Origin of the sequence: Enterobacter cancerogenus (assembly GCF_019047785.1) — a bacterium.
Classification (GTDB): Bacteria; Pseudomonadota; Gammaproteobacteria; order Enterobacterales; family Enterobacteriaceae; genus Enterobacter; species Enterobacter cancerogenus.
The window spans coordinates 1,864,526-1,884,518 of record NZ_CP077290.1; the positions used below are offsets into that span (position 1 = coordinate 1,864,526).

General features: G+C 55.2%; 18 protein-coding genes. 5 read left to right on the forward strand and 13 right to left on the reverse strand.

Going from position 1 to position 19,993, the window contains the following annotated elements; genetic code table 11:
* Nucleotide 1 precedes the first annotated feature (1 nt).
* The 11 genes from mraY to leuO all read right to left on the reverse strand — a co-directional run bounded on the left by mraY (nt 2) and on the right by leuO (nt 12,765).
* On the reverse strand, nt 2-1,084 hold the full coding sequence (mraY, locus tag I6L58_RS08760; protein ID WP_003856353.1) for a phospho-N-acetylmuramoyl-pentapeptide-transferase: 1,083 nt from the start codon (nt 1,082-1,084) through the stop codon (nt 2-4).
* The gene (murF, locus tag I6L58_RS08765) at nt 1,078-2,436 is read right to left on the reverse strand and encodes a UDP-N-acetylmuramoyl-tripeptide--D-alanyl-D-alanine ligase (protein WP_088208864.1); all 1,359 of its coding nucleotides are present in this window, start codon (nt 2,434-2,436) and stop codon (nt 1,078-1,080) included. Before murF ends, mraY begins: the two co-directional genes overlap by 7 nt.
* Nucleotides 2,433-3,920 (reverse strand): UDP-N-acetylmuramoyl-L-alanyl-D-glutamate--2,6-diaminopimelate ligase, encoded by a 1,488-nt coding sequence (gene murE, locus I6L58_RS08770; protein ID WP_088208863.1) that lies wholly within the window; start codon nt 3,918-3,920, stop codon nt 2,433-2,435. Before murE ends, murF begins: the two co-directional genes overlap by 4 nt.
* Nucleotides 3,907-5,673, reverse strand: coding sequence for a peptidoglycan glycosyltransferase FtsI (locus I6L58_RS08775; protein WP_006173859.1), 1,767 nt, complete (start codon nt 5,671-5,673; stop codon nt 3,907-3,909). The genes murE and I6L58_RS08775 overlap by 14 nt, the downstream gene beginning before the upstream one ends.
* 15 nt (nt 5,674-5,688) lie before the next feature.
* Nucleotides 5,689-6,054, reverse strand: a complete 366-nt coding sequence (gene ftsL / locus I6L58_RS08780) for a cell division protein FtsL (protein WP_006173860.1) — start codon at nt 6,052-6,054, stop codon at nt 5,689-5,691.
* On the reverse strand, nt 6,051-6,992 hold the full coding sequence (gene rsmH / locus I6L58_RS08785; protein ID WP_006173862.1) for a 16S rRNA (cytosine(1402)-N(4))-methyltransferase RsmH: 942 nt from the start codon (nt 6,990-6,992) through the stop codon (nt 6,051-6,053). Before rsmH ends, ftsL begins: the two co-directional genes overlap by 4 nt.
* A 2-nt stretch (nt 6,993-6,994) precedes the next feature.
* Nucleotides 6,995-7,453 carry a division/cell wall cluster transcriptional repressor MraZ gene (gene mraZ / locus I6L58_RS08790; protein WP_006173863.1) on the reverse strand — a complete coding sequence of 153 codons (459 nt, stop codon included), beginning with the start codon at nt 7,451-7,453 and terminating at the stop codon, nt 6,995-6,997.
* 587 nt (nt 7,454-8,040) lie between these two features.
* The gene (gene cra / locus I6L58_RS08795; RefSeq protein ID WP_006173866.1) at nt 8,041-9,045 is read right to left on the reverse strand and encodes a catabolite repressor/activator; all 1,005 of its coding nucleotides are present in this window, start codon (nt 9,043-9,045) and stop codon (nt 8,041-8,043) included.
* Between the two features lie 179 nt (nt 9,046-9,224).
* On the reverse strand, nt 9,225-9,716 hold the full coding sequence (ilvN, locus tag I6L58_RS08800) for an acetolactate synthase small subunit (protein ID WP_006173870.1): 492 nt from the start codon (nt 9,714-9,716) through the stop codon (nt 9,225-9,227).
* A 1-nt stretch (nt 9,717) separates the two neighbouring features.
* On the reverse strand, nt 9,718-11,442 hold the full coding sequence (ilvI, locus tag I6L58_RS08805) for an acetolactate synthase 3 large subunit (RefSeq protein ID WP_006173871.1): 1,725 nt from the start codon (nt 11,440-11,442) through the stop codon (nt 9,718-9,720).
* A 378-nt stretch (nt 11,443-11,820) separates the two neighbouring features.
* Entirely contained in the window at nt 11,821-12,765 is a 945-nt protein-coding gene (leuO, locus tag I6L58_RS08810) for a transcriptional regulator LeuO (RefSeq protein WP_006173872.1), read from the reverse strand.
* A gap of 638 nt (nt 12,766-13,403) precedes the next feature.
* Between leuO and leuL the strand changes: the two genes are divergently transcribed.
* From leuL to leuD, 5 genes are all read left to right on the forward strand, one after another.
* Nucleotides 13,404-13,490, forward strand: a complete 87-nt coding sequence (gene leuL / locus I6L58_RS23050; protein WP_101738246.1) for a leu operon leader peptide — start codon at nt 13,404-13,406, stop codon at nt 13,488-13,490.
* A gap of 91 nt (nt 13,491-13,581) precedes the next feature.
* Nucleotides 13,582-15,153: a 2-isopropylmalate synthase gene (leuA, locus tag I6L58_RS08820; protein ID WP_088208862.1), complete on the forward strand. Its 1,572-nt coding sequence runs from the start codon at nt 13,582-13,584 to the stop codon at nt 15,151-15,153.
* Nucleotides 15,153-16,244, forward strand: a complete 1,092-nt coding sequence (gene leuB, locus I6L58_RS08825) for a 3-isopropylmalate dehydrogenase (protein WP_058609675.1) — start codon at nt 15,153-15,155, stop codon at nt 16,242-16,244. The genes leuA and leuB overlap by 1 nt, the downstream gene beginning before the upstream one ends.
* A gap of 2 nt (nt 16,245-16,246) precedes the next feature.
* On the forward strand, nt 16,247-17,647 hold the full coding sequence (gene leuC / locus I6L58_RS08830; protein WP_058609674.1) for a 3-isopropylmalate dehydratase large subunit: 1,401 nt from the start codon (nt 16,247-16,249) through the stop codon (nt 17,645-17,647).
* A gap of 10 nt (nt 17,648-17,657) precedes the next feature.
* Nucleotides 17,658-18,263 carry a 3-isopropylmalate dehydratase small subunit gene (gene leuD / locus I6L58_RS08835; protein WP_088208861.1) on the forward strand — a complete coding sequence of 202 codons (606 nt, stop codon included), beginning with the start codon at nt 17,658-17,660 and terminating at the stop codon, nt 18,261-18,263.
* A gap of 91 nt (nt 18,264-18,354) precedes the next feature.
* On the opposite strand, the gene I6L58_RS08840 is transcribed toward leuD, so the two are convergent.
* Together I6L58_RS08840 and I6L58_RS08845 are read right to left on the reverse strand one after the other, a co-directional pair.
* On the reverse strand, nt 18,355-18,507 hold the full coding sequence (locus I6L58_RS08840; protein WP_042319272.1) for a Hok/Gef family protein: 153 nt from the start codon (nt 18,505-18,507) through the stop codon (nt 18,355-18,357).
* A gap of 216 nt (nt 18,508-18,723) precedes the next feature.
* The gene (locus tag I6L58_RS08845) at nt 18,724-19,902 is read right to left on the reverse strand and encodes a sugar efflux transporter (protein WP_088208860.1); all 1,179 of its coding nucleotides are present in this window, start codon (nt 19,900-19,902) and stop codon (nt 18,724-18,726) included.
* Between the last annotated feature and the right edge of the window lie 91 nt (nt 19,903-19,993).

Genomic DNA, 19,993 nt, shown 5'->3' on the forward strand with positions numbered 1-19,993 from the left:
ATTAACGTACCTTCAGCGTTGCCAGGCCAATCAGGACCAGCATCAGCGAAATAATCCAGAAGCGCACAATGACGCGCGGCTCCGGCCAGCCTTTCAGTTCATAGTGGTGGTGAATCGGTGCCATGCGGAAGATGCGCTGTCCGCGCAGCTTGAAGGAACCCACCTGCAGAATGACCGACAGGGTCTCCACCACAAACACGCCGCCCATGATCACCAGCAGGAACTCCTGACGCAGCAGCACGGCGATAATGCCGAGCGCGCCGCCCAGGGCCAGCGAACCGACGTCGCCCATAAAGACCTGCGCCGGATAGGTGTTGAACCACAGGAAACCCAGCCCCGCCCCGACGATCGCCGTACAGACAATCACCAGTTCACCGGCGTGACGCAGGTAAGGAATGTGCAGATAGTTGGCAAAGTTCATGTTACCTGTCGCCCAGGCGACCAGCGCAAAACCACCCGCGACAAAAACGGTAGGCATAATCGCCAGGCCATCCAGACCATCCGTCAGGTTGACGGCGTTACCGGTGCCAACAATCACGAAGTACGCCAGCAGGATGTAGAACAGCCCCAGCTGCGGCATCACGTCTTTGAAGAAGGGCACCACCAGTTCGGTAGCCGGGGTATCCTTACCTGCCAGATACAGCGCGAAGGCGACGCCCAGCGCAATCACCGACATCCAGAAATATTTCCAGCGGGCAATCAGGCCTTTGGTATCTTTGCGCACCACCTTACGGTAGTCATCGACAAAACCAATAATCCCGTAGCCGACCAGCACGGTCAGCACGCACCAGACGTAAGGGTTTGACGGGTAAGCCCACAGCAGTACGGACACGACAATAGCGGTCAGGATCATAATCCCGCCCATGGTCGGCGTACCGCGCTTGCTGAAGTGAGATTCCGGGCCATCGTTACGCACAACCTGGCCGAAAGAGAGTTTTTGCAGACGGGCAATCATGCGCGGGCCCATCCACAAGGAGATGAACAGCGCAGTCAGCAGGCTGACGATGGCGCGAAACGTCAGATAGGAAAAGACGTTAAAGCCTGAATAATATTTGACCAAATGCTCGGCCAGCCAAACTAACATGTTCCGTTCTCCTGTAATGCGTGCACAACCTCTTCCATGGCGGCACTACGTGAACCTTTCACTAACACAGTCACAATTTGTTTTTCTGCAATTAACGCGTTGAGGCGTTCAATCAATTCGCCTTTGGTCGCAAAATGCTCGCCAACGCCGCTGGCCTGAGAAATCGCCTGACTCAATTTTCCTGCGCTCAGCACGCAATCCAGACCCGCCGCTTTCGCCGCCTCGCCCACCTGGATATGGCAGGCTTCGCTCTCATCGCCCAGTTCACCCATATCACCGACAACCATAACGCGATAGCCCGGCATTTCCGACAGCACTTGCACAGCCGCGGTCATAGAACCGACGTTGGCATTGTAGGAGTCGTCCAGCAGCAGTTTGTTTTCTGCCAGCGGGATGGGGAACAGACGCCCCGGCACGGCTTTAAGATTCGCCAGCCCGGTTTTGATGGCGTCGTGCGACGCGCCCACGGCCATCGATAACGCCGCTGCTGCAAGCGCATTCGCGATGTTATGGCGACCCGGCAACGGCAGCAGCACATCCACACCACCCGTTGGGGTGTTGAGCGTGAACTCGGTGCCGTGCGACGTCACATGGATATTGGTTGCCGTAAAATCGCTGTTGGCGGCATTTGGGGAAAAGCGCCAGGTCTTACGCGAACCAATGATGCTCTGCCAGTTCAGCCAGTCGTTATTGTCGGCATTCATAATGGCGATACCGTCAGCAGGCAGGCCGGTGTAGATTTCGCCTTTGGCTTTCGCCACGCCTTCCAGCGAGCCGAACCCTTCGAGGTGCGCAGCCGCCAGGTTATTTACCAGCGCCGCTTCCGGGCGCGTCAGGCTCACCGTCCAGGCGATTTCGCCCTGATGGTTGGCCCCTAATTCAATCACCGCAAATTCATGTTCTTTAGTCAGGCGCAGCAGTGTCATCGGCACGCCGATGTCATTGTTGAGGTTACCTGCGGTATACAGCGTGTTTCCGCACTGGCCGAGGATCGCTGCCGTCATCTCTTTGACCGAGGTTTTGCCGGACGATCCCGTCAGCGCCACAACGCGAGCCGGAACCTGCTGGCGTACCCACGCCGCCAGTTCGCCAAACGCCAGGCGGGTATCTTTCACCACAATCTGCGGCAGATCGATGTCGAGCTTGCGGCTTACCAGCAGCGCACCTGCGCCGTTCTCTTTAGCGCTATCGACAAAATCGTGCGCATCAAAACGCTCGCCTTTCAGCGCCACAAACAGGCAACCCGCGGTCACTTTGCGGGTATCGGTCGTTACGTCGTCAATGTTCAGATCCTGGCCCTGCAGCGTCCCCTTCAGGATGGCTGCGGCCTGGCTTAGCGTAATGCTAATCATGCTACAACTCCCAGCAGACGTGCTGCCGTTACGCGGTCGGAGTAGTCCAGACGGCGGTTGCCAACGATCTGATAATCTTCATGCCCTTTACCGGCCAGCAGAACGACGTCGTTCTCCTGCGCCTGCATAATGGCGTTGGTGACGGCTTCCGCGCGGCCTTCCACCACGCGGGCGCGGCCAGCGTCGAGCATACCGGCCAGAATGTCGTTGATGATGGTGCGCGGCTCTTCGGTACGCGGGTTGTCATCGGTCACCACCGGAATGTCCGCGAACTGTTCCGCAATCGCCCCCATCAGCGGGCGCTTGCCTTTATCACGATCGCCGCCGCAGCCAAACACGCACCAGAGTTTACCGGCGCAGTGCAGACGTGCCGCTTCCAGCGCTTTTTCCAGCGCATCCGGGGTGTGGGCATAATCCACGACCACGGTCGGTTTACCCGGCGCGCTAAACACTTCCATACGGCCACACACCGGCTGCAGACGCTCCGCCGTTTTCAGCAGCTCCGCCATCGGGTAGCCCAGCGCCAGCAGCGTCGCCAGCGCCAGCAGCAGGTTGCTGACGTTGAATGCGCCCATCAGGCGGCTTTCGATCTCGCCTTCGCCCCATGACGACGCAACGCGAATAGTCGCTCCGCGGTCGTGATACTTCACCTCAACCGCTTTCAGCCAGCGGCCGTGGCAGTTCGGGTTAATATGGTCTTCCATCGAGACGGCAACCGCGTCCGGCAGCTTCGCCAGCCAGCGGCGTCCGACTTCATCATCGGCGTTAACGATAGCCTCGCCGTGATGGTGGGTGGAATAGAGCAGCCATTTCGCGGCTTCGTAATGCTCCATATCGCCGTGATAATCAAGATGATCGCGGCTGAGGTTGGTGAACACGGAAGCGGCAAATTTCAGCGCAGCCACGCGGTGCTGCACCAGCCCGTGGGAGGAAACCTCCATTGCGGCGAAGCTCGCCCCCTGCTCTGCCAGACCGGCAAGCATATGCTGCACATCTACCGCCGAGCCGGTGGTATTTTCCGTCGGGCTAACGTTGCCCAGCAGGCCATTACCGACCGTGCCCATTACCGCGCCGGTTTCACCCAGCAGCTGAGCCCATTGCGCCATCAACTGCGTGGTGGTTGTTTTTCCGTTGGTGCCCGTAACGCCCACCAGACGAAGCTGGTCGGAGGGCTCATGATAAAAACGTCCTGCCAGTGCGGAGAGACGCTCATTCAGCTGGCTGAGGTAGATAACCGGCACGCCGTGCATTTCACGGATTTCGCCGTCGGTTGCCTCATCTTTCGCCTCAGCAATAACGGCAGCAACACCTTGCGCAATCGCCTGCGGGATATAACGACGCCCGTCCGCCTGATGACCTACTACAGCCACAAAAAGATCGCCAGAAGCCGCAACGCGGCTGTCCAGAATCATCTCTCGTAGCGCTCGCGCGGGTGCGTTTGGCACCCACGGAGCGAGAAGGTCGCGCAAATTACGATCTGCCACCTGTACCCTCGCCTTGATTAATTACAAATTCACTTTTCTCGCCCGTCGCCAGCGCATCCGGTTCGATATTCATGGTGCGCAACACGCCGCCCATGATGGCTCCGAACACAGGCGCGGAAACGGCGCCACCGTAGTATTTACCCGCCTGCGGATCGTTAATCACCACCACCAGCGCAAAACGCGGATTGCTGGCAGGTGCAACGCCTGCGGTATAGGCAATGTATTTATTGATGTAGCGGCCATCTGGCCCCACTTTTTTCGCCGTACCGGTTTTAATGGCGATGCGATAACCTTTGATCGCCGCCTTCACGCCGCCGCCGCCGGGCAGCGCCACGCTTTCCATCATATGCACCACGGTACGCACGATGGATTCCGGGAAGATACGTTCGCCCGGAACCGGTGGATCAACTTTGGTGATCGACAGCGGACGGTAAACGCCATAGCTGCCAATCGTTGCGTAGACTCGCGCTAACTGTAACGGGGTTACCATTAGCCCGTAGCCGAAAGAGAAGGTGGCCCTCTCTATGTCAGACCACCGTTGTTTTTGAGGATATAAGCCACTGCGTTCTCCGACCAACCCCAAATTGGTCGCTTTTCCCAGCCCAAAACGTGAGTAAGTCTCTACTAACGCTGAGGACGGCATCGCTAACGCCAGCTTTGAAACACCGACGTTACTCGACTTCTGTAAGACCCCGGTGAGGGTCAGTTCGCTGTAACGGGCCACGTCTTTAATTTCATGGCCGTTAATGCGGTAAGGAATCGTATTCAGAACGGTACTTTCATTGACGATGCCACGCTGAAGCGCGGTCATCACCACCATTGGTTTTACGGTTGAACCCGGTTCGAAAACGTCAGTAATCGACCGGTTACGCATCGCATCTTTTGCAGTGCCTGCGAAATTATTTGGGTTGTAAGAGGGGCTGCTGGCCATCGCCAGCACTTCGCCCGTGTTGACATCAACCAGGACGGCGCTGCCGGATTCCGCCTTGTTAAAGGCCACGGCGTTGTTCAGCTCGCGGTAGACCAGCGCCTGCAGACGTTCATCAATGCTCAGGGCCAGGTTATGCGCGGCCTGGCTGTCCGTGGAAGAGATATCCTCAATGACGCGACCGTAGCGGTCTTTACGCACGATGCGCTCGCCCGGCTGGCCGGTCAGCCACTTATCAAAGCTTTTTTCGACGCCCTCGATCCCCTGGCTATCGACGTTGGTAAAACCGATGAGGTGAGCGGTTACTTCGCCGGAAGGATAATAGCGGCGTGACTCCTCACGCAGGTGAATCCCCGGCAGCTTAAGCTTTTTGATGTAATCCGCCATGTCAGGGTTAACCTGACGTGCCAGATAGATAAAACGCCCTTTCGGGTTAGCGTTAACGCGCGACGCCAGTTGATCCAGCGGCATTTTCAGCGCATCGGAGAGCGCTTTCCAGCGGTTATCAAGCGTGATCCCCCCCGCGTCGTGCAGCTCTTTAGGGTCAGCCCAAATGGCTTTTACCGGCACGCTCACCGCCAGCGGACGGCCAGAGCGGTCGGTGATCATGCCGCGAGAGGTAGACACTTCCTGAACGCGCAGAGAACGCATGTCGCCCTGGCGCACCAGCATGTCAGGGGCGATGATTTGCAACCACGCCACGCGTCCCAGCAGGAACCCCAGCGCCAGTAAAATGCAGCCGCAAAGCAACGCAAAACGCCAACTCACAAAGTTGGCCTGTTCTTCCTGACGTTTTGGTTTTAGCGTTTTTGCCGCTGCTTTCATGCGTCGCGTTTTCCCTTATTTTTGTACTACGATATTTTCCTGAGAAGGATCAACATGCTGCAGCTGCAGCTTTTCCGTTGCGATCCGTTCAACCCGGCTGTGATCGCCGAGCGCGTTCTCTTCAAGAATGAGGTTTCGCCATTCGATATCCAGCGCATCACGTTCCAGCACCAACTGCTCGCGCTGCGCGGTTAACAAACGGGTGTGGTGGGCCGTAGTGACCACCGTTACTGCCGTCACGATGATGCAAATGAACAAGCAGAGTGGCAGCTTCCCAAACCGCAAAAGATCGTCGCCGATCACGCCAGGCAAGGCATGGCGCTCGTTGCTTCCTAACGATCCCTTAACTTTGCTTAGGGTCTCTGTCACTCTGCCGATCATGCGTTCGTCCTCTCTGCTACACGCAGCACTGAACTACGGGCTCGTGGATTCTCTGCCACCTCTTCTTCGCCCGGCATCAACTTGCCTAGTGCTCGCAGCTGACGACCCCCCAGCTTGCTGAGCTGTTCTTCCGTCATCGGCAGCCCCGCAGGCACCTGAGGACCGCGACTTTGCTCGCGCATAAAGCGTTTCACAATGCGGTCTTCCAGTGAATGGAAGCTGATTACGGATAACCGCCCACCCGGGGCCAGCACGTCGAGCGAGCTTTTTAGCGCCAGCTCTATTTCCTCCAGTTCACTGTTTACCCAGATGCGCACCGCCTGGAAGGTACGGGTCGCGGGATGTTTATGCTTATCTTTCACCGGCGTCGCCGCCGCGATAACCTCAGCCAGCTCTTTCGTGCGGGTCATTGGCTCAATGCGGTTACGCTCAACGATGGCGCGCGCAATGCGTTTGCCAAAACGCTCTTCACCGAAGGTTTTGATCACCCAGGCGATATCCGCTTCGTCCGCCGTCTGAAGCCATTCGGCAGCAGACTGACCGCGCGTAGGGTCCATACGCATATCCAGCGGACCGTCACGCATAAAGGAGAAACCACGTTCGGCATCATCAAGCTGGGGTGAAGAGACGCCAAGATCGAGGAGAATGCCGTCAATCTTGCCGGTTAAGCCGCGCTCGGCCACGTAGTCCGCGAGCGCAGAGAAAGGTCCATGCACGATGGAAAAACGAGGATCGTCGATGGTTTGCGCAACGGCAATCGCCTGCGGATCGCGATCGATTGCCAGCAGGCGTCCTTCCGCTCCAAGCTGTGAGAGGATTAAACGCGAGTGTCCACCGCGACCAAAAGTGCCATCAACGTAGATGCCGTCCGGACGAATATTCAGGCCGTTAACGGCCTCATCCAGCAACACCGTTGTATGTTTATAATTTTCCATCATATTTATAGAGACAAGTCCTGCAGCCGTTCCGATAGTGTCGCGGAATCCGACTGCTCAGCGTCGATATCTTCCCTGACCTGTTGATACCAGGTCGTTTCATCCCACAGCTCAAACTTATTGAACTGCCCGACCAGCATCACTTCTTTTGTCAGACCGGCATGTTGCCGCAACACAGGCGCGATCAGTAAACGCCCTGCGCTATCCATCTGACATTCACTGGCATGTCCCAATAACAGCCGCTGCACGCGGCGTTCCTGCGGGTTCATGCTCGACAGTCGCGACAGCTTTTGCTCAATAATTTCCCATTCAGGTAAAGGATAAAGCAGCAGGCAGGGGGAGTTGATGTCAATGGTGCAGACCATTTGACCTGAAGCGTTCTCGATCAACTGGTCGCGGTATCGGGTTGGTACCGATAAACGCCCCTTGCTGTCGAGATTGACTAACGTTGCCCCACGGAACATGCCAGCCTCACCCCTCTAAACCACTTTACCCCACAAATTCCCACCCAAAGGAGTTTACGGAGCGAGGGAAAAGCTTGTCAAGCCAGGACTATCCCTATATGAGTCCGAAAGCCCGGTATTTACAGAGACAACTCAACCTGATTAATAACTGCACAACTGGCGAGGCAAATTAACGTTATGAATATTTGTAAGAAAAAAACGAATATGCACGTAAGCGTTAAAGATCGCTTCATATCGTCACCAGCAAATATAAAGTGTCAGTTTGCGACGCGGGCAGCATTTTAGGACATATTGCCTGACAGGAACAGCGCCAGATTCGCGCGAGGATGCAGGTTGATGGGCAGGCTGGCTGGAAGCGAGAAAAAACGTCTGGATATTCATCGCCCCGGACAGGGTTTGTAACAAAATAATTCAGTGCGGCGGATTAAAAATCGTATAAATGTTCTTTAAAAGGCTATTTAAAAGCCAGAATGAATTAAGAAAAATAGCAGACGACAACGCGTAAAGAATTATCCTAATTTTCCTGCGGGAATTGTCTTTCACCCTATTACGCTAAAAAGGGGTAGCAAACGCTACCCCTGAACAACTTAATGGCGGCTTAAAATGCCGCGGCGATAAAGATTGCGTTTGATACGCGTCAGCCCCGGTTTCGGTTTACGCGGCTCATCCAGGCTCGCCAGAACGATTTCCAGCACGCGCTCTGCCACGTCGCGATGACGCTGCGCAACGGCCAGCACCGGGCACTGCAGGAAATCGAGCAGTTCGTTATCCCCAAACGTGGCAATCGCCAGGTCAGAGGGGAGTTTACCGTCACGACGCAGCGTCACGTCCATCACACCCTGCAACAGCGCGAAAGAGGTGGTGAACAGCGCCTGCGGCATCGGATGCGTTTCCAGCCATTTTTCGAAGAGTTGTGCGGCAGCTTCACGCTCATAGCTGTTGGCATAGAGGTAATGGACTTCACGCGGATCGTCTTTCCAGGCGGTTCTGAACCCTTGCTCACGCAGGAAGCTGACGGACAGCTCGGGTAAAGCCCCCAGATACAGCACCGTTTCCGCCGGGAAGGTTCTTAGCTCGGCGGCCAGCATTTCTGAATCGTCCTGATCGGCCCCCACGACGCTGGTAAAGTGTTCGCGGTCCAGCGCACGGTCAAGCGCCACAATCGGGAACGGGTCGTTCGCCCAGCGTTGATAGAAAGGATGCTCAGGCGGCAAGGACGTCGAGACAATAATGGCATCAACCTGCCGCTGGAGAAGGTGTTCGATACAGCGCATCTCGTTATCAGGCTGATCTTCTGAACAGGCGATCAGCAGTTGGTAGCCACGCTGGCGCGCCTGACGTTCAAGATAGTTAGCAATGCGGGTATAGCTGGTGTTTTCCAGATCCGGGATCACCAGACCGATAGAGCGGGTGCGCCCGGCACGCAGACCGGCGGCGACAGCATTCGGATGGTAGTTATGCTCACGAACCACCGCCATGACTTTTTCCACGGTCTTATCGCTGACACGGTACTGCTTTGCTTTACCGTTAATCACATAGCTGGCCGTAGTTCGTGACACGCCGGCTAGCCGGGCGATTTCATCCAGTTTCACAATTGCCCCTCAAAAAAAGAAAAGAGTCCATGGCCCTGTCAAGGTTATGGTTAAATCTTTTAACATCTAAACGCAGAATAGTCACCGCGGCAATCGCTTTTATCTGCATTCGCGGCGGTTTGAACAAAAAAAAGCCCGGCTTTGGCGACCGGGCAGAAAGAGGCGAACCTTTTTGACGTCTAACGCATGATTTTATCGCCGCGCGACAGGCCAACAATGCCGGAGCGCGCCACTTCAACTATTTTTGCGACATCCCGCACCGAGGCGAGAAAAGCATCCAGCTTGTCACTCGTGCCGGCCAGCTGCACGGTATATATAGAAGGGGTAACATCGATGATCTGCCCACGGAAGATATCCGTATTGCGTTTAACCTCTTCACGGCCATACCCGCTGGCCTGAATTTTCACCAGCATCACTTCACGCTCGACGTAAGCGCCCTGCCCCAGTTCGCTTACGCGCAGCACGTCGACCAGCTTATGCAGCTGCTTTTCGATCTGCTCAAGCACTTTGGCATCACCCACGGTCTGGATGGTCATCCGCGATAGCGTCGGATCGTCCGTCGGGGCAACCGTCAGGCTTTCAATGTTATAGCCGCGCTGGGCAAAAAGCCCAATGACGCGCGACAATGCGCCTGACTCGTTTTCCAGTAATACAGATAATATCCGGCGCATATCAGGTTCTCTCCGTTTTGCTTAACCACATTTCGTCCATGCCACCACCGCGAATATGCATGGGATAAACATGTTCGGCCCCGTCCACGATGACGTCCATGAAAACAAGGCGATTGTTTTTAACGTGCTCAAGCGCTTCGCTGAGTTTCGCCTCCAGCTCAGCCGGACTGGACACCCGCATCCCCACGTGTCCATAGGCCTCGGCCAGACGGACAAAATCAGGCAGGGAGGTCATGTATGACTGAGAATGACGACCGGAGTAGATCATATCCTGCCACTGCTTCACCATTCCGAGGTAGCCGTTATTCAGGTTCAGGATCAGCACCGGCAGTTCGTACTGCAGCGCGGTGGAAAGCTCCTGAATGTTCATCTGAATACTGCCATCCCCCGTCACGCACACCACGGTTTCATTGGGCAGCGCCAGCTTCACCCCCAGCGCGGCGGGAAGGCCAAAGCCCATGGTGCCCAGCCCGCCGGAGTTGATCCAGCGGCGGGGTTTATCAAATGGATAGTAGAGCGCGGCAAACATCTGGTGCTGGCCAACGTCCGATGTCACGTACGCATCGCCGTGGGTGAGACGCCAGATCGTTTCGATCACCGCCTGCGGTTTAATGTGCTCGCTTTGGGTGTCAAACTTCAGACACTGACGCGCACGCCACTGGGCGATCTGCTGCCACCAGTCGCGGATCTCATCCAGCGGCTGAGCGGTGGTTTCCTGAACCAGCAGCTCCAGCATCTGCTCCAGAACCTGACGAGCATCGCCGACGATTGGCACATCGGCCGCGACCGTTTTGGAAATCGATGTGGGGTCGATATCAATGTGCAGCACCGTCGCGTTCGGGCAGTATTTCGCGAGGTTATTGGTCGTACGATCGTCAAAGCGCACGCCAACCGCGAAGATCACATCAGAATTGTGCATCGTCATGTTGGCTTCGTAGGTACCATGCATACCCAGCATCCCCAGCGCCTGACGGTGCGACGCCGGGAACGCGCCAAGCCCCATCAATGATGACGCCACCGGAAGGTTTAATTTCTCAACCAGCTCGCGCAGCTGCGTTTCACACGCGGCATTGATGGCTCCGCCGCCCACGTAGACCACCGGCTTCTTAGCCGCCAGAAGCGTTTGCAGCGCGCGCTTTATTTGTCCTTTATGTCCCTGAGTCGTCGGGTTGTAAGAACGCATGCTTACCGACTCCGGCCAGACGTAAGGCAGTTTGTTTGCCGGATTCAAAATGTCTTTCGGCAGATCGACCACCACCGGGCCGGGACGACCGCTCGCCGCCAGCCAGAACGCCTTTTTCAGCACGCCGGGAATATCTTCCGTCTGCTTCACCAGAAAACTGTGCTTCACGACGGGGCGCGAGATCCCCACCATGTCGCACTCCTGGAACGCGTCGTAGCCAATCAGGGAGGTGGCCACCTGCCCGGAGAGGATCACCAGCGGGATGGAGTCCATATAGGCGGTGGCAATCCCGGTGATGGCATTGGTTGCGCCAGGGCCGGAGGTGACCAGCACAACGCCCACCTCACCCGTCGCCCGCGCCAGGCCGTCGGCCATGTGCACCGCAGCCTGTTCGTGACGAACCAGAACATGATCGACGCCGCCTACCGTATGGAGCGCATCGTAAATATCAAGAACTGCGCCTCCGGGATAGCCAAACACCTGCTTTACGCCCTGATCGATGAGCGATCGGACGACCATTTCCGCGCCAGACAACATCTCCATGCTTTGCCTCCAGGCTTTTGTTATCGACAGGTCGCAAACGTATCATCCACGCCGTCTTACAACGGGGATTAACCCATCTTATATTTTGCAGAGTGAGCGTTACCTTAACCGCTCGTTATGAGGCAGGCAATTAGCAAACCGGGGCGATCTGGAGGCTTAAAAAGTGGAAAAGAGAGGGATTATCATAATTAATGGTGAATTCATCTGGGGGAGTGAAACGCGCTGATAAATCATCGCCTAAAAGCGGGAGGAATCAGTAAATGATCTATTTTTACGCGCTGTCTGGCGAGGCAAAAAAAATCAAACAGAATAAAATAGTAGATATTTAAACAAACCCAGGATAAATCGTGGTCGTTATCACGATTTACCCCGATTCATTTAGCGACCACACACGCTAATAAGAAGCTCTTCCATCCATTGATGGCCTTTATCTCGTCCAGCGGCTTCATGCCAGGAAAGATAGCAGGTGCGGCTATTGAGTTTGAGCGGTAAAGGCAGGACTTGCAGCCCCAGCGGCTCTGAGAACTCTTCAGCCAGCCAGCGCGGCGCAATAGCCACCAGCTGAGTCTGAGATACCACGTTTAATACACTTACCATCGCCATTCCCTGATAGGCCACGCAGGCTTGTTTATCAGGCGTGTCATACCACGGTTGGCTGAATGAAGCATATCTGTCGAGAGCAACAACGGCGTGCTGTTCGTTATAGACATCATTTTCACGCAGCGGTGAATTCATACGCGGATGTTTTTTACTGGCGACCAACACCATTTCATCTTTAAACAGAGGAACGCAGGAGAATTCCGGGCGACGGAACTCTTCATAACCCAGCACAAACTCGGTTTCCTGGTAACGCAACTGATGCTCAGTGTTCTGATTTAACGATGATTTAAAAACGAGGTGAATATTTGGCGCAATCTCTTCCACTTTATTGTAGATAATAGATGTTAAATAATTATCTAAAGGACTGCAGACGCAGAGATGGAATACACGTTCGCTGCTTAGCGGTTCAAACCCTGAACCCGGCAGTTCATTTTGCACTAATTGCAGCGCCTGGCGAACCGCGCCGAAAAGCTGGAATGCACGCGCCGTAGGTTGGATCCCTCTGCCATAACGAACAAAGAGTTCGTCATTAAACATCACCTTAAGTCTGGCGACGGCATTACTGACTGCGGGTTGAGACATTCCCAGAGACTGCGCCGCTCTCGTGATATTCTGCTCCTGCATGACCGCATCAAACACGGTTAACAGATTAAGATCGACGGTGCGTAACTGAGGCTTAACCCCATCATAGACTTGAGGTTGATTAATATTATTTTCTTGCATTCTTGACTCCACTGTCACGCTAAACTCCCTTTACCAAAGTGCAGTAATAAGTTCGAAAAATATGATTTATCATGCATATAAAACCAGCGAAAGAGAATTCTTTAAAATTCGGAAAATATAAAGAAAAACTCATCAAAAAGTGGCTTCGCTTAGCCACTAAGCGAAAGGTAACGTTCGAACAATCGATATATAAAACATTAATAATGAAATGAAAGCATAATTCCGGCAAATAAACAATCACCTCAAAAATGAATGATAATTTAAGTATTATTAAACTATTAACCTCAGACTACACAAACTCATTAACATTTTGCTATCATAGGGCCCGCCTCACCCCCACCTGAAATCATTCACCATAATTATAAATAAATGAATTAAAAAAGGTTTAGCTTCATTACACATGACGTTTAAAATATGTGTTTATTTGAAAGAAAATATATTTGAACCATTTCATAAATAAATGCCCGGTCCAAAAATAGACAATCAGAATGGTTATAAACACGAAATCCAGCACAATTAGCTAAAGTGTAAAATCCGCCCTGCCCGTTAATCCGCTGCGTTTTTACCGTCGGGGGTTGACATGAAACCTCGTATCCAGTACCACTAAAAGCATATCGATTTTAACGGGAGCACGATTCATGATCCGCACCATTCGCTTCACCAGCCTACTACTACTAAACGCATCCACTGTGCGCGGTAGTCTGGCGGGCGAAATTCAGCGTTGAATCGTCTCCAGTAAAACTAAGAACCCGCGCCACTGCGCGGGTTTTTTTATGCTCGTAGCAAGGCGCCCTAAGACAGACAAGGACCTAACCCATGAGCCAGCAAGTCATTATTTTCGATACGACATTACGCGACGGTGAACAGGCGTTGCAGGCAAGCCTGAGCGTGAAAGAAAAACTGCAGATTGCGCTGGCCCTCGAACGTATGGGCGTTGACGTGATGGAGGTCGGTTTCCCGGTCTCTTCCCCGGGCGATTTCGAATCGGTACAGACCATCGCGCGCACCGTCAAAAACAGCCGCGTCTGCGGTCTGGCGCGCTGTGTTGAGAAAGACATCGACGTGGCGGCCGAGTCGCTGAAGGTGGCTGAAGCCTTCCGAATTCATACGTTTATCGCCACCTCTCCAATGCACATTGCCACTAAGCTGCGCAGCACGCTGGATGAGGTGATTGAACGCGCGGTATATATGGTTAAGCGTGCGCGTAACTATACGGATGACGTTGAATTCTCCTGTGAAGATGCGGGCCGTACGCCGATTGAGGATCTGGCGCGCGTGGTGGAAGCTGCAATCAACGCAGGAGCCAAAACCATCAACATCCCGGACACCGTCGGCTACACCATGCCGTTTGAATTTTCCAACATCATCACCGGCCTGTATGACCGCGTGCCTAACATCGATAAAGCGATCATCTCCGTTCATACCCACGATGATTTGGGGCTGGCTGTCGGCAACGCCATTGCGGCCGTTCACGCCGGGGCGCGTCAGGTAGAAGGCGCGATGAACGGGATCGGCGAACGCGCCGGTAACTGCTCGCTGGAAGAGGTCATCATGGCAATTAAAGTGCGTAAAGACATCATGAATGTGAATACGCGCATTAATCACCATGAAATCTGGCGCACCAGCCAGACCGTAAGCCAGATCTGCAATATGCCGGTCCCTGCCAACAAGGCGATCGTTGGCACCGGCGCGTTTGCACACTCCTCCGGTATTCACCAGGACGGCGTCATCAAGAACCGTGAAAACTACGAAATCATGACCCCGGAATCCATCGGCCTGAACCAGGTTCAGTTGAACCTGACCTCACGCTCTGGTCGGGCAGCGGTGAAGCACCGTATGGAAGAGATGGGTTACAAAGACAGCGATTACAACATGGACCAGCTGTACGACGCGTTCCTGAAGCTGGCGGATAAAAAAGGCCAGGTCTTCGACTATGACCTGGAAGCGCTGGCGTTCATCAACAAGCAACAGGAAGAGCCAGAGCATTTCCGCCTGGATTACTTCAGCGTGCAGTCCGGCTCAAGCGATATCGCCACCGCCTCGGTGAAACTGGCCTGCGGTGAAGAGATTAAAGCCGAAGCGGCCAACGGCAACGGCCCGGTGGATGCCATTTATCAGGCAATCAATCGCATCACAGAGTATGACATCGAGCTGGTTAAGTATGGCCTCAGCGCCAAGGGGCACGGTAAAGATGCCCTGGGTCAGGTTGATATCGTCGTCAATCACAATGGCCGCCGTTTCCACGGGGTTGGTCTGGCAACGGACATCGTTGAATCCTCTGCCAAAGCGATGGTTCATGTCCTGAATAACATCTGGCGCGCCGCTGAAGTGGATAAAGAGTTGCAACGCAAAGCTCAGAATAAAGAGAACAACAAGGAAACCGTGTAATGTCGAAGAATCACCATATTGCTGTGTTACCGGGCGACGGTATTGGCCCGGAAGTGATGGCACAGGCGCTGAAAGTACTGGAAGCCGTTCGCTCGCGTTTTGCGATGAAAATTACCACCAGCCACTACGATGTGGGCGGTGTCGCCATCGATAATCAGGGTACGCCACTGCCAAAAGCCACGGTTGAAGGCTGCGAAAATGCCGATGCCGTGCTGTTCGGCTCCGTAGGTGGCCCTAAATGGGAACATCTGCCACCGGCAGAGCAGCCTGAGCGCGGTGCGCTGCTGCCGTTGCGCAAACATTTCAAATTGTTCAGCAACCTGCGTCCGGCGAAGCTGTACCCGGGGCTGGAAGAGTTTTGCCCGCTGCGCGCGGATATCGCCGCTAACGGCTTCGACATTCTGTGCGTGCGTGAGCTCACCGGCGGGATCTACTTTGGTCAGCCGAAAGGCCGTGAAGGCAGCGGCCAGCATGAAAAGGCGTTTGATACCGAAGTCTATCACCGCTTCGAGATCGAGCGGATCGCCCATATCGCGTTTGAATCCGCACGCAAGCGCCGTCACAAAGTGACCTCAATCGATAAAGCGAACGTACTGCAATCCTCAATTTTGTGGCGCGAAATCGTCAGCGACGTTGCCAGACAGTACCCGGACGTTGAGCTGTCGCATATGTACATTGATAACGCGACGATGCAGTTGATTAAAGATCCGTCCCAGTTTGACGTACTGCTCTGCTCCAACCTGTTCGGCGACATTTTGTCGGACGAGTGCGCGATGATCACCGGCTCCATGGGGATGCTGCCTTCCGCCAGCCTCAACGAAGAGGGCTTTGGCCTGTACGAACCGGCGGGCGGCTCTGCTCCGGATATCGCGGGTAAAAACATTGCCAACCCGATTGCGCAGATCCTGTCGCTGGCTCTGCTGTTGCGCTACAGCCTTGATGCAGGCGAAGCCGCGACGGCCATTGAAAACGCCATCAACCGCGCGTTAGAAGAAGGCATCCGTACCGGCGATTTGGCGCGCGGCACGGCGGCAGTCAGTACCGATGAAATGGGCGACATCATTGCCCGCTATGTTGCTGAAGGGGTGTAATCATGGCGAAGACGTTATATGAAAAGTTGTTTGATGCCCATGTCGTTTATGAGGCGCCTGACGAAACCCCACTGCTGTACATTGACCGTCACCTGGTACACGAAGTGACCTCTCCACAGGCATTTGACGGCCTGAGGGCGCACAAGCGCCCGGTACGTCAGCCGGGCAAGACTTTTGCCACGATGGATCACAACGTCTCCACCCAGACTAAAGACATCAACGCCTCAGGCGAGATGGCGCGGATCCAGATGCAGGAGCTGATTAAGAACTGCAACGAGTTTGGCGTGGAGCTGTACGACCTGAATCACCCTTATCAGGGCATCGTCCATGTGATGGGGCCTGAGCAGGGCATTACCTTGCCGGGGATGACCATCGTCTGCGGCGACTCCCATACCGCCACCCACGGCGCGTTCGGCGCACTGGCGTTCGGGATTGGGACCTCTGAAGTTGAACACGTGCTGGCGACCCAGACCCTGAAGCAGGGCCGCGCCAAAACCATGAAGATTGAGGTGAAGGGCAAAGCCGCTCCGGGCATCACCGCGAAAGACATCGTTCTGGCCATTATCGGTAAAACCGGTAGCGCGGGCGGCACCGGCCACGTTGTCGAGTTCTGCGGCGAAGCCATTCAGGCCCTGAGCATGGAAGGTCGTATGACCCTGTGCAACATGGCGATTGAGATGGGGGCGAAAGCGGGTCTGGTTGCGCCAGACGAAACTACTTTTGACTACGTGAAAGGCCGCCTGCACGCCCCCAAAGATCGCGATTATGCCGATGCGGTGGAATACTGGAAAACCCTGAAAACCGATGACGGCGCGGTCTTCGACACCGTGGTCACCCTGCAGGCGGAAGAGATTGCCCCGCAGGTGACCTGGGGAACCAATCCCGGCCAGGTGATCTCCGTTAACGATAATGTGCCGGATCCGGCCTCTTTTGCCGACCCGGTAGAGCGTGCCAGCGCGGAAAAAGCGTTGGCCTATATGGGGCTGAAACCTGGGGTTCCGCTGACCGATGTCGCGATCGACAAAGTGTTTATTGGTTCCTGCACCAACTCACGTATCGAAGATTTGCGCGCCGCAGCCGACATTGCCAAAGGCCGCAAAGTGGCACCCGGCGTGCAGGCGCTGGTCGTGCCTGGCTCCGGCCCGGTGAAGGCGCAGGCGGAAGCCGAAGGTCTGGATAAGATCTTTATCGACGCGGGCTTTGAGTGGCGTCTGCCCGGCTGCTCCATGTGTCTGGCCATGAACAACGACCGTTTGAATCCGGGCGAGCGCTGCGCCTCCACCAGCAACCGTAACTTTGAAGGCCGTCAGGGCCGCGGCGGGCGTACCCATCTGGTCAGCCCGGCAATGGCCGCTGCGGCAGCCGTCACCGGCCATTTCGCCGACATTCGCAGCCTGAAATAAGGAGACAATCATGGCAGAGAAATTTACCCAACATACGGGCCGGGTTGTCCCTCTGGATGCCGCCAACGTTGATACCGACGCGATCATTCCCAAGCAGTTTTTGCAGAAAGTGACCCGGACCGGTTTTGGTGCGCACCTGTTCAATGACTGGCGGTTCCTTGACGATAAAGGTGAAGTTCCGAACCCGGAGTTCGTTCTGAACTTTCCTGAATTCGACGGCGCCTCGATTCTGCTGGCACGTGAAAACTTTGGCTGCGGTTCCTCACGTGAACACGCGCCGTGGGCGCTGACCGACTACGGCTTTAAGGTGGTTATCGCCCCGAGTTTCGCGGACATTTTCTATGGCAACAGCTTTAACAACCAGCTGCTGCCGGTGACGCTGAGCGATGAACAGGTCGATGAGTTATTCGCGCTGGTGCAGGCGACTCCGGGCATGTCGTTTGAAGTAGATCTGGAAGCGGAAGTGGTCAAAGCCGGCGATAAAACCTACAGCTTCAGCATTGACGCGTTCCGTCGTCACTGCATGCTGAACGGGCTGGACAGCATCGGCTTAACGCTGCAGCACGAAGCCGCCATTTCCGAATACGAGAAAAAACAGCCTGCGTTTATGGGCTAAAGGCAATGGCCCGCAGAATGCGGGCCATTGATAAGGGTGCGTTGAGGCTCAACCACTCTGGAGAGGCGGGGACACTTCCCCGCCAATACCGCTAACGTTTTGCTTCGTAAGCCAACACTGCCGCCAGCTCTGTTTTCTCCTGTCTGAAATGCAATTCACATAGCGAATCGCGCACCATCCAGGTGAAGATCAACAGCGTCGTACAGATCAAAAACAAACCTAACAGCAGAGCACGTTTTGGCATTCCAGCCTCCTTATTGCTTTTCGGCAACGAAGAGACTAACCTCGCAATGTTGGTTGTGAAGTTGGTCTCCCCATCAGTTTTTTGATGTGGGACTCTCCACTGTTTGCCTCTTGCGAAAGCCTGAGGCAAACAGCCTCAAGCACCCGCCACGCACTCTATTCCCCTTCTCAGCCTCTGTCAGAAAGTCATTTCATTTCGTGAAGCCGCCTTCCAGAATCAGACGTCTTTTACCCGGCACGTCAACACCAGCGTCACGACCGAAATGGCCGCAATTACCCAGTACACCACAGCGTGCCCGTAGCTTTGCGACAACGCGCCCTGAATAACCCCTGCCAGTATCACGCCCGTTGAAATACTGTTGGTAAACAGCGTCGTGGCCGACCCGGCGCGGCCCGGCATCAGGTCCTGGAACCAGAGCATCCCTATCCCGGCAACGATCCCGATAAACACGGCGTTGAACAGCTGCAGTGCCAGCAGCGCGTCACGCGAGTGAAAGAGGATCAGCCCAAGGTAGAACAGCACCCCAGCCGCCACGGCGACAATCATCATCCGGCGTTTTCCAAAGCGCTTCACGTAATACCCGGCCAGGATCATCGCCGGGATTTCCAGCCCGGCGGCCGTTCCCATCAGGATCCCCGCAAGCCTGTCAGGCAGGCCCAGATCGCTGCTTACCCACAGCGGCATGTCGATGATGTACATGGTGTTACAGGTCCACATCAGGGTGGAGGCAATGAACAGCATGCGCACGTTCTTATCCTGCCAGCCGCTTACCTGGGTGATCGGTTTATCCGTTATCTGTTCAACCCGTGCGACCGAGGGCAGCGCGAAGGCGATCAGCGCAAGGCTGATCACAAAAATCCCGGCGGCGATGGAAAACATGACGGTAAAACCGTAATTCAGCGCCAGCATGAACGCCAGCGGCGGGCCGATGACCCACGCCAGAGAGAGCTGCGCACGCATCACCGAACTGAACATCACCACTTCGCGCGCCGAGTTATCGGCATATTCGCGAGCTAGCGCAAACAGTTGTGGCATGGCGGTATTAGCCAACGAAGCCAGCAGCACGCCGCAGGTAATGAGCGTCAGGTAGTGACGGTTGAAGGCAAACAGCAAGGCATTCCCCACCGCCATGGCGCAGCAGAACAGGATGAGCCGGCGGCGATCGCCCTGGTTGTCCGATCGTTTTGCCAGCCACAGGCTCACCAGGATCCCGGCGATGGCGTTAACGGTATAAAACAGGCCGACCCAAAACGGCTGCGCGCCCACTTCGCGGCTGAGGAACAGGCTCAGCGTCGGAGCCTGTAGCGCCCCAGCAACGCCCATCATAAAGGCGACCAGCATAAAAGCGGCGTACACGCCGTTCAGGCGTCGCCCCATTGTCATCAACCAGAGCATGCACAAATCCTTATGAAAGCAAAACGAATTGGGCGAAATAGTAAACGAAAAAAGCCAGCAAAAACATTTTGCTGGCGGGTGATTAGCACCA

What these genes read in the sequence shown, in the direction of transcription:
- leuL (WP_101738246.1), top strand. Translation starts at nt 13,404, where the DNA reads ATGATCCGCACCATTCGCTTCACCAGCCTACTACTACTAAACGCATCC.
- leuD (WP_088208861.1), top strand. Translation starts at nt 17,658, where the DNA reads ATGGCAGAGAAATTTACCCAACATACGGGCCGGGTTGTCCCTCTGGAT.
- murF (WP_088208864.1), bottom strand. Translation starts at nt 2,436, where the DNA reads ATGATTAGCATTACGCTAAGCCAGGCCGCAGCCATCCTGAAGGGGACG.
- leuB (WP_058609675.1), top strand. Translation starts at nt 15,153, where the DNA reads ATGTCGAAGAATCACCATATTGCTGTGTTACCGGGCGACGGTATTGGC.
- ilvI (WP_006173871.1), bottom strand. Translation starts at nt 11,442, where the DNA reads ATGGAGATGTTGTCTGGCGCGGAAATGGTCGTCCGATCGCTCATCGAT.
- ftsL (WP_006173860.1), bottom strand. Translation starts at nt 6,054, where the DNA reads ATGATCGGCAGAGTGACAGAGACCCTAAGCAAAGTTAAGGGATCGTTA.
- leuA (WP_088208862.1), top strand. Translation starts at nt 13,582, where the DNA reads ATGAGCCAGCAAGTCATTATTTTCGATACGACATTACGCGACGGTGAA.
- mraY (WP_003856353.1), bottom strand. Translation starts at nt 1,084, where the DNA reads ATGTTAGTTTGGCTGGCCGAGCATTTGGTCAAATATTATTCAGGCTTT.
- I6L58_RS08845 (WP_088208860.1), bottom strand. Translation starts at nt 19,902, where the DNA reads ATGCTCTGGTTGATGACAATGGGGCGACGCCTGAACGGCGTGTACGCC.
- ilvN (WP_006173870.1), bottom strand. Translation starts at nt 9,716, where the DNA reads ATGCGCCGGATATTATCTGTATTACTGGAAAACGAGTCAGGCGCATTG.
- I6L58_RS08840 (WP_042319272.1), bottom strand. Translation starts at nt 18,507, where the DNA reads ATGCCAAAACGTGCTCTGCTGTTAGGTTTGTTTTTGATCTGTACGACG.
- I6L58_RS08775 (WP_006173859.1), bottom strand. Translation starts at nt 5,673, where the DNA reads ATGAAAGCAGCGGCAAAAACGCTAAAACCAAAACGTCAGGAAGAACAG.
- rsmH (WP_006173862.1), bottom strand. Translation starts at nt 6,992, where the DNA reads ATGATGGAAAATTATAAACATACAACGGTGTTGCTGGATGAGGCCGTT.
- leuO (WP_006173872.1), bottom strand. Translation starts at nt 12,765, where the DNA reads ATGCAAGAAAATAATATTAATCAACCTCAAGTCTATGATGGGGTTAAG.
- mraZ (WP_006173863.1), bottom strand. Translation starts at nt 7,453, where the DNA reads ATGTTCCGTGGGGCAACGTTAGTCAATCTCGACAGCAAGGGGCGTTTA.
- leuC (WP_058609674.1), top strand. Translation starts at nt 16,247, where the DNA reads ATGGCGAAGACGTTATATGAAAAGTTGTTTGATGCCCATGTCGTTTAT.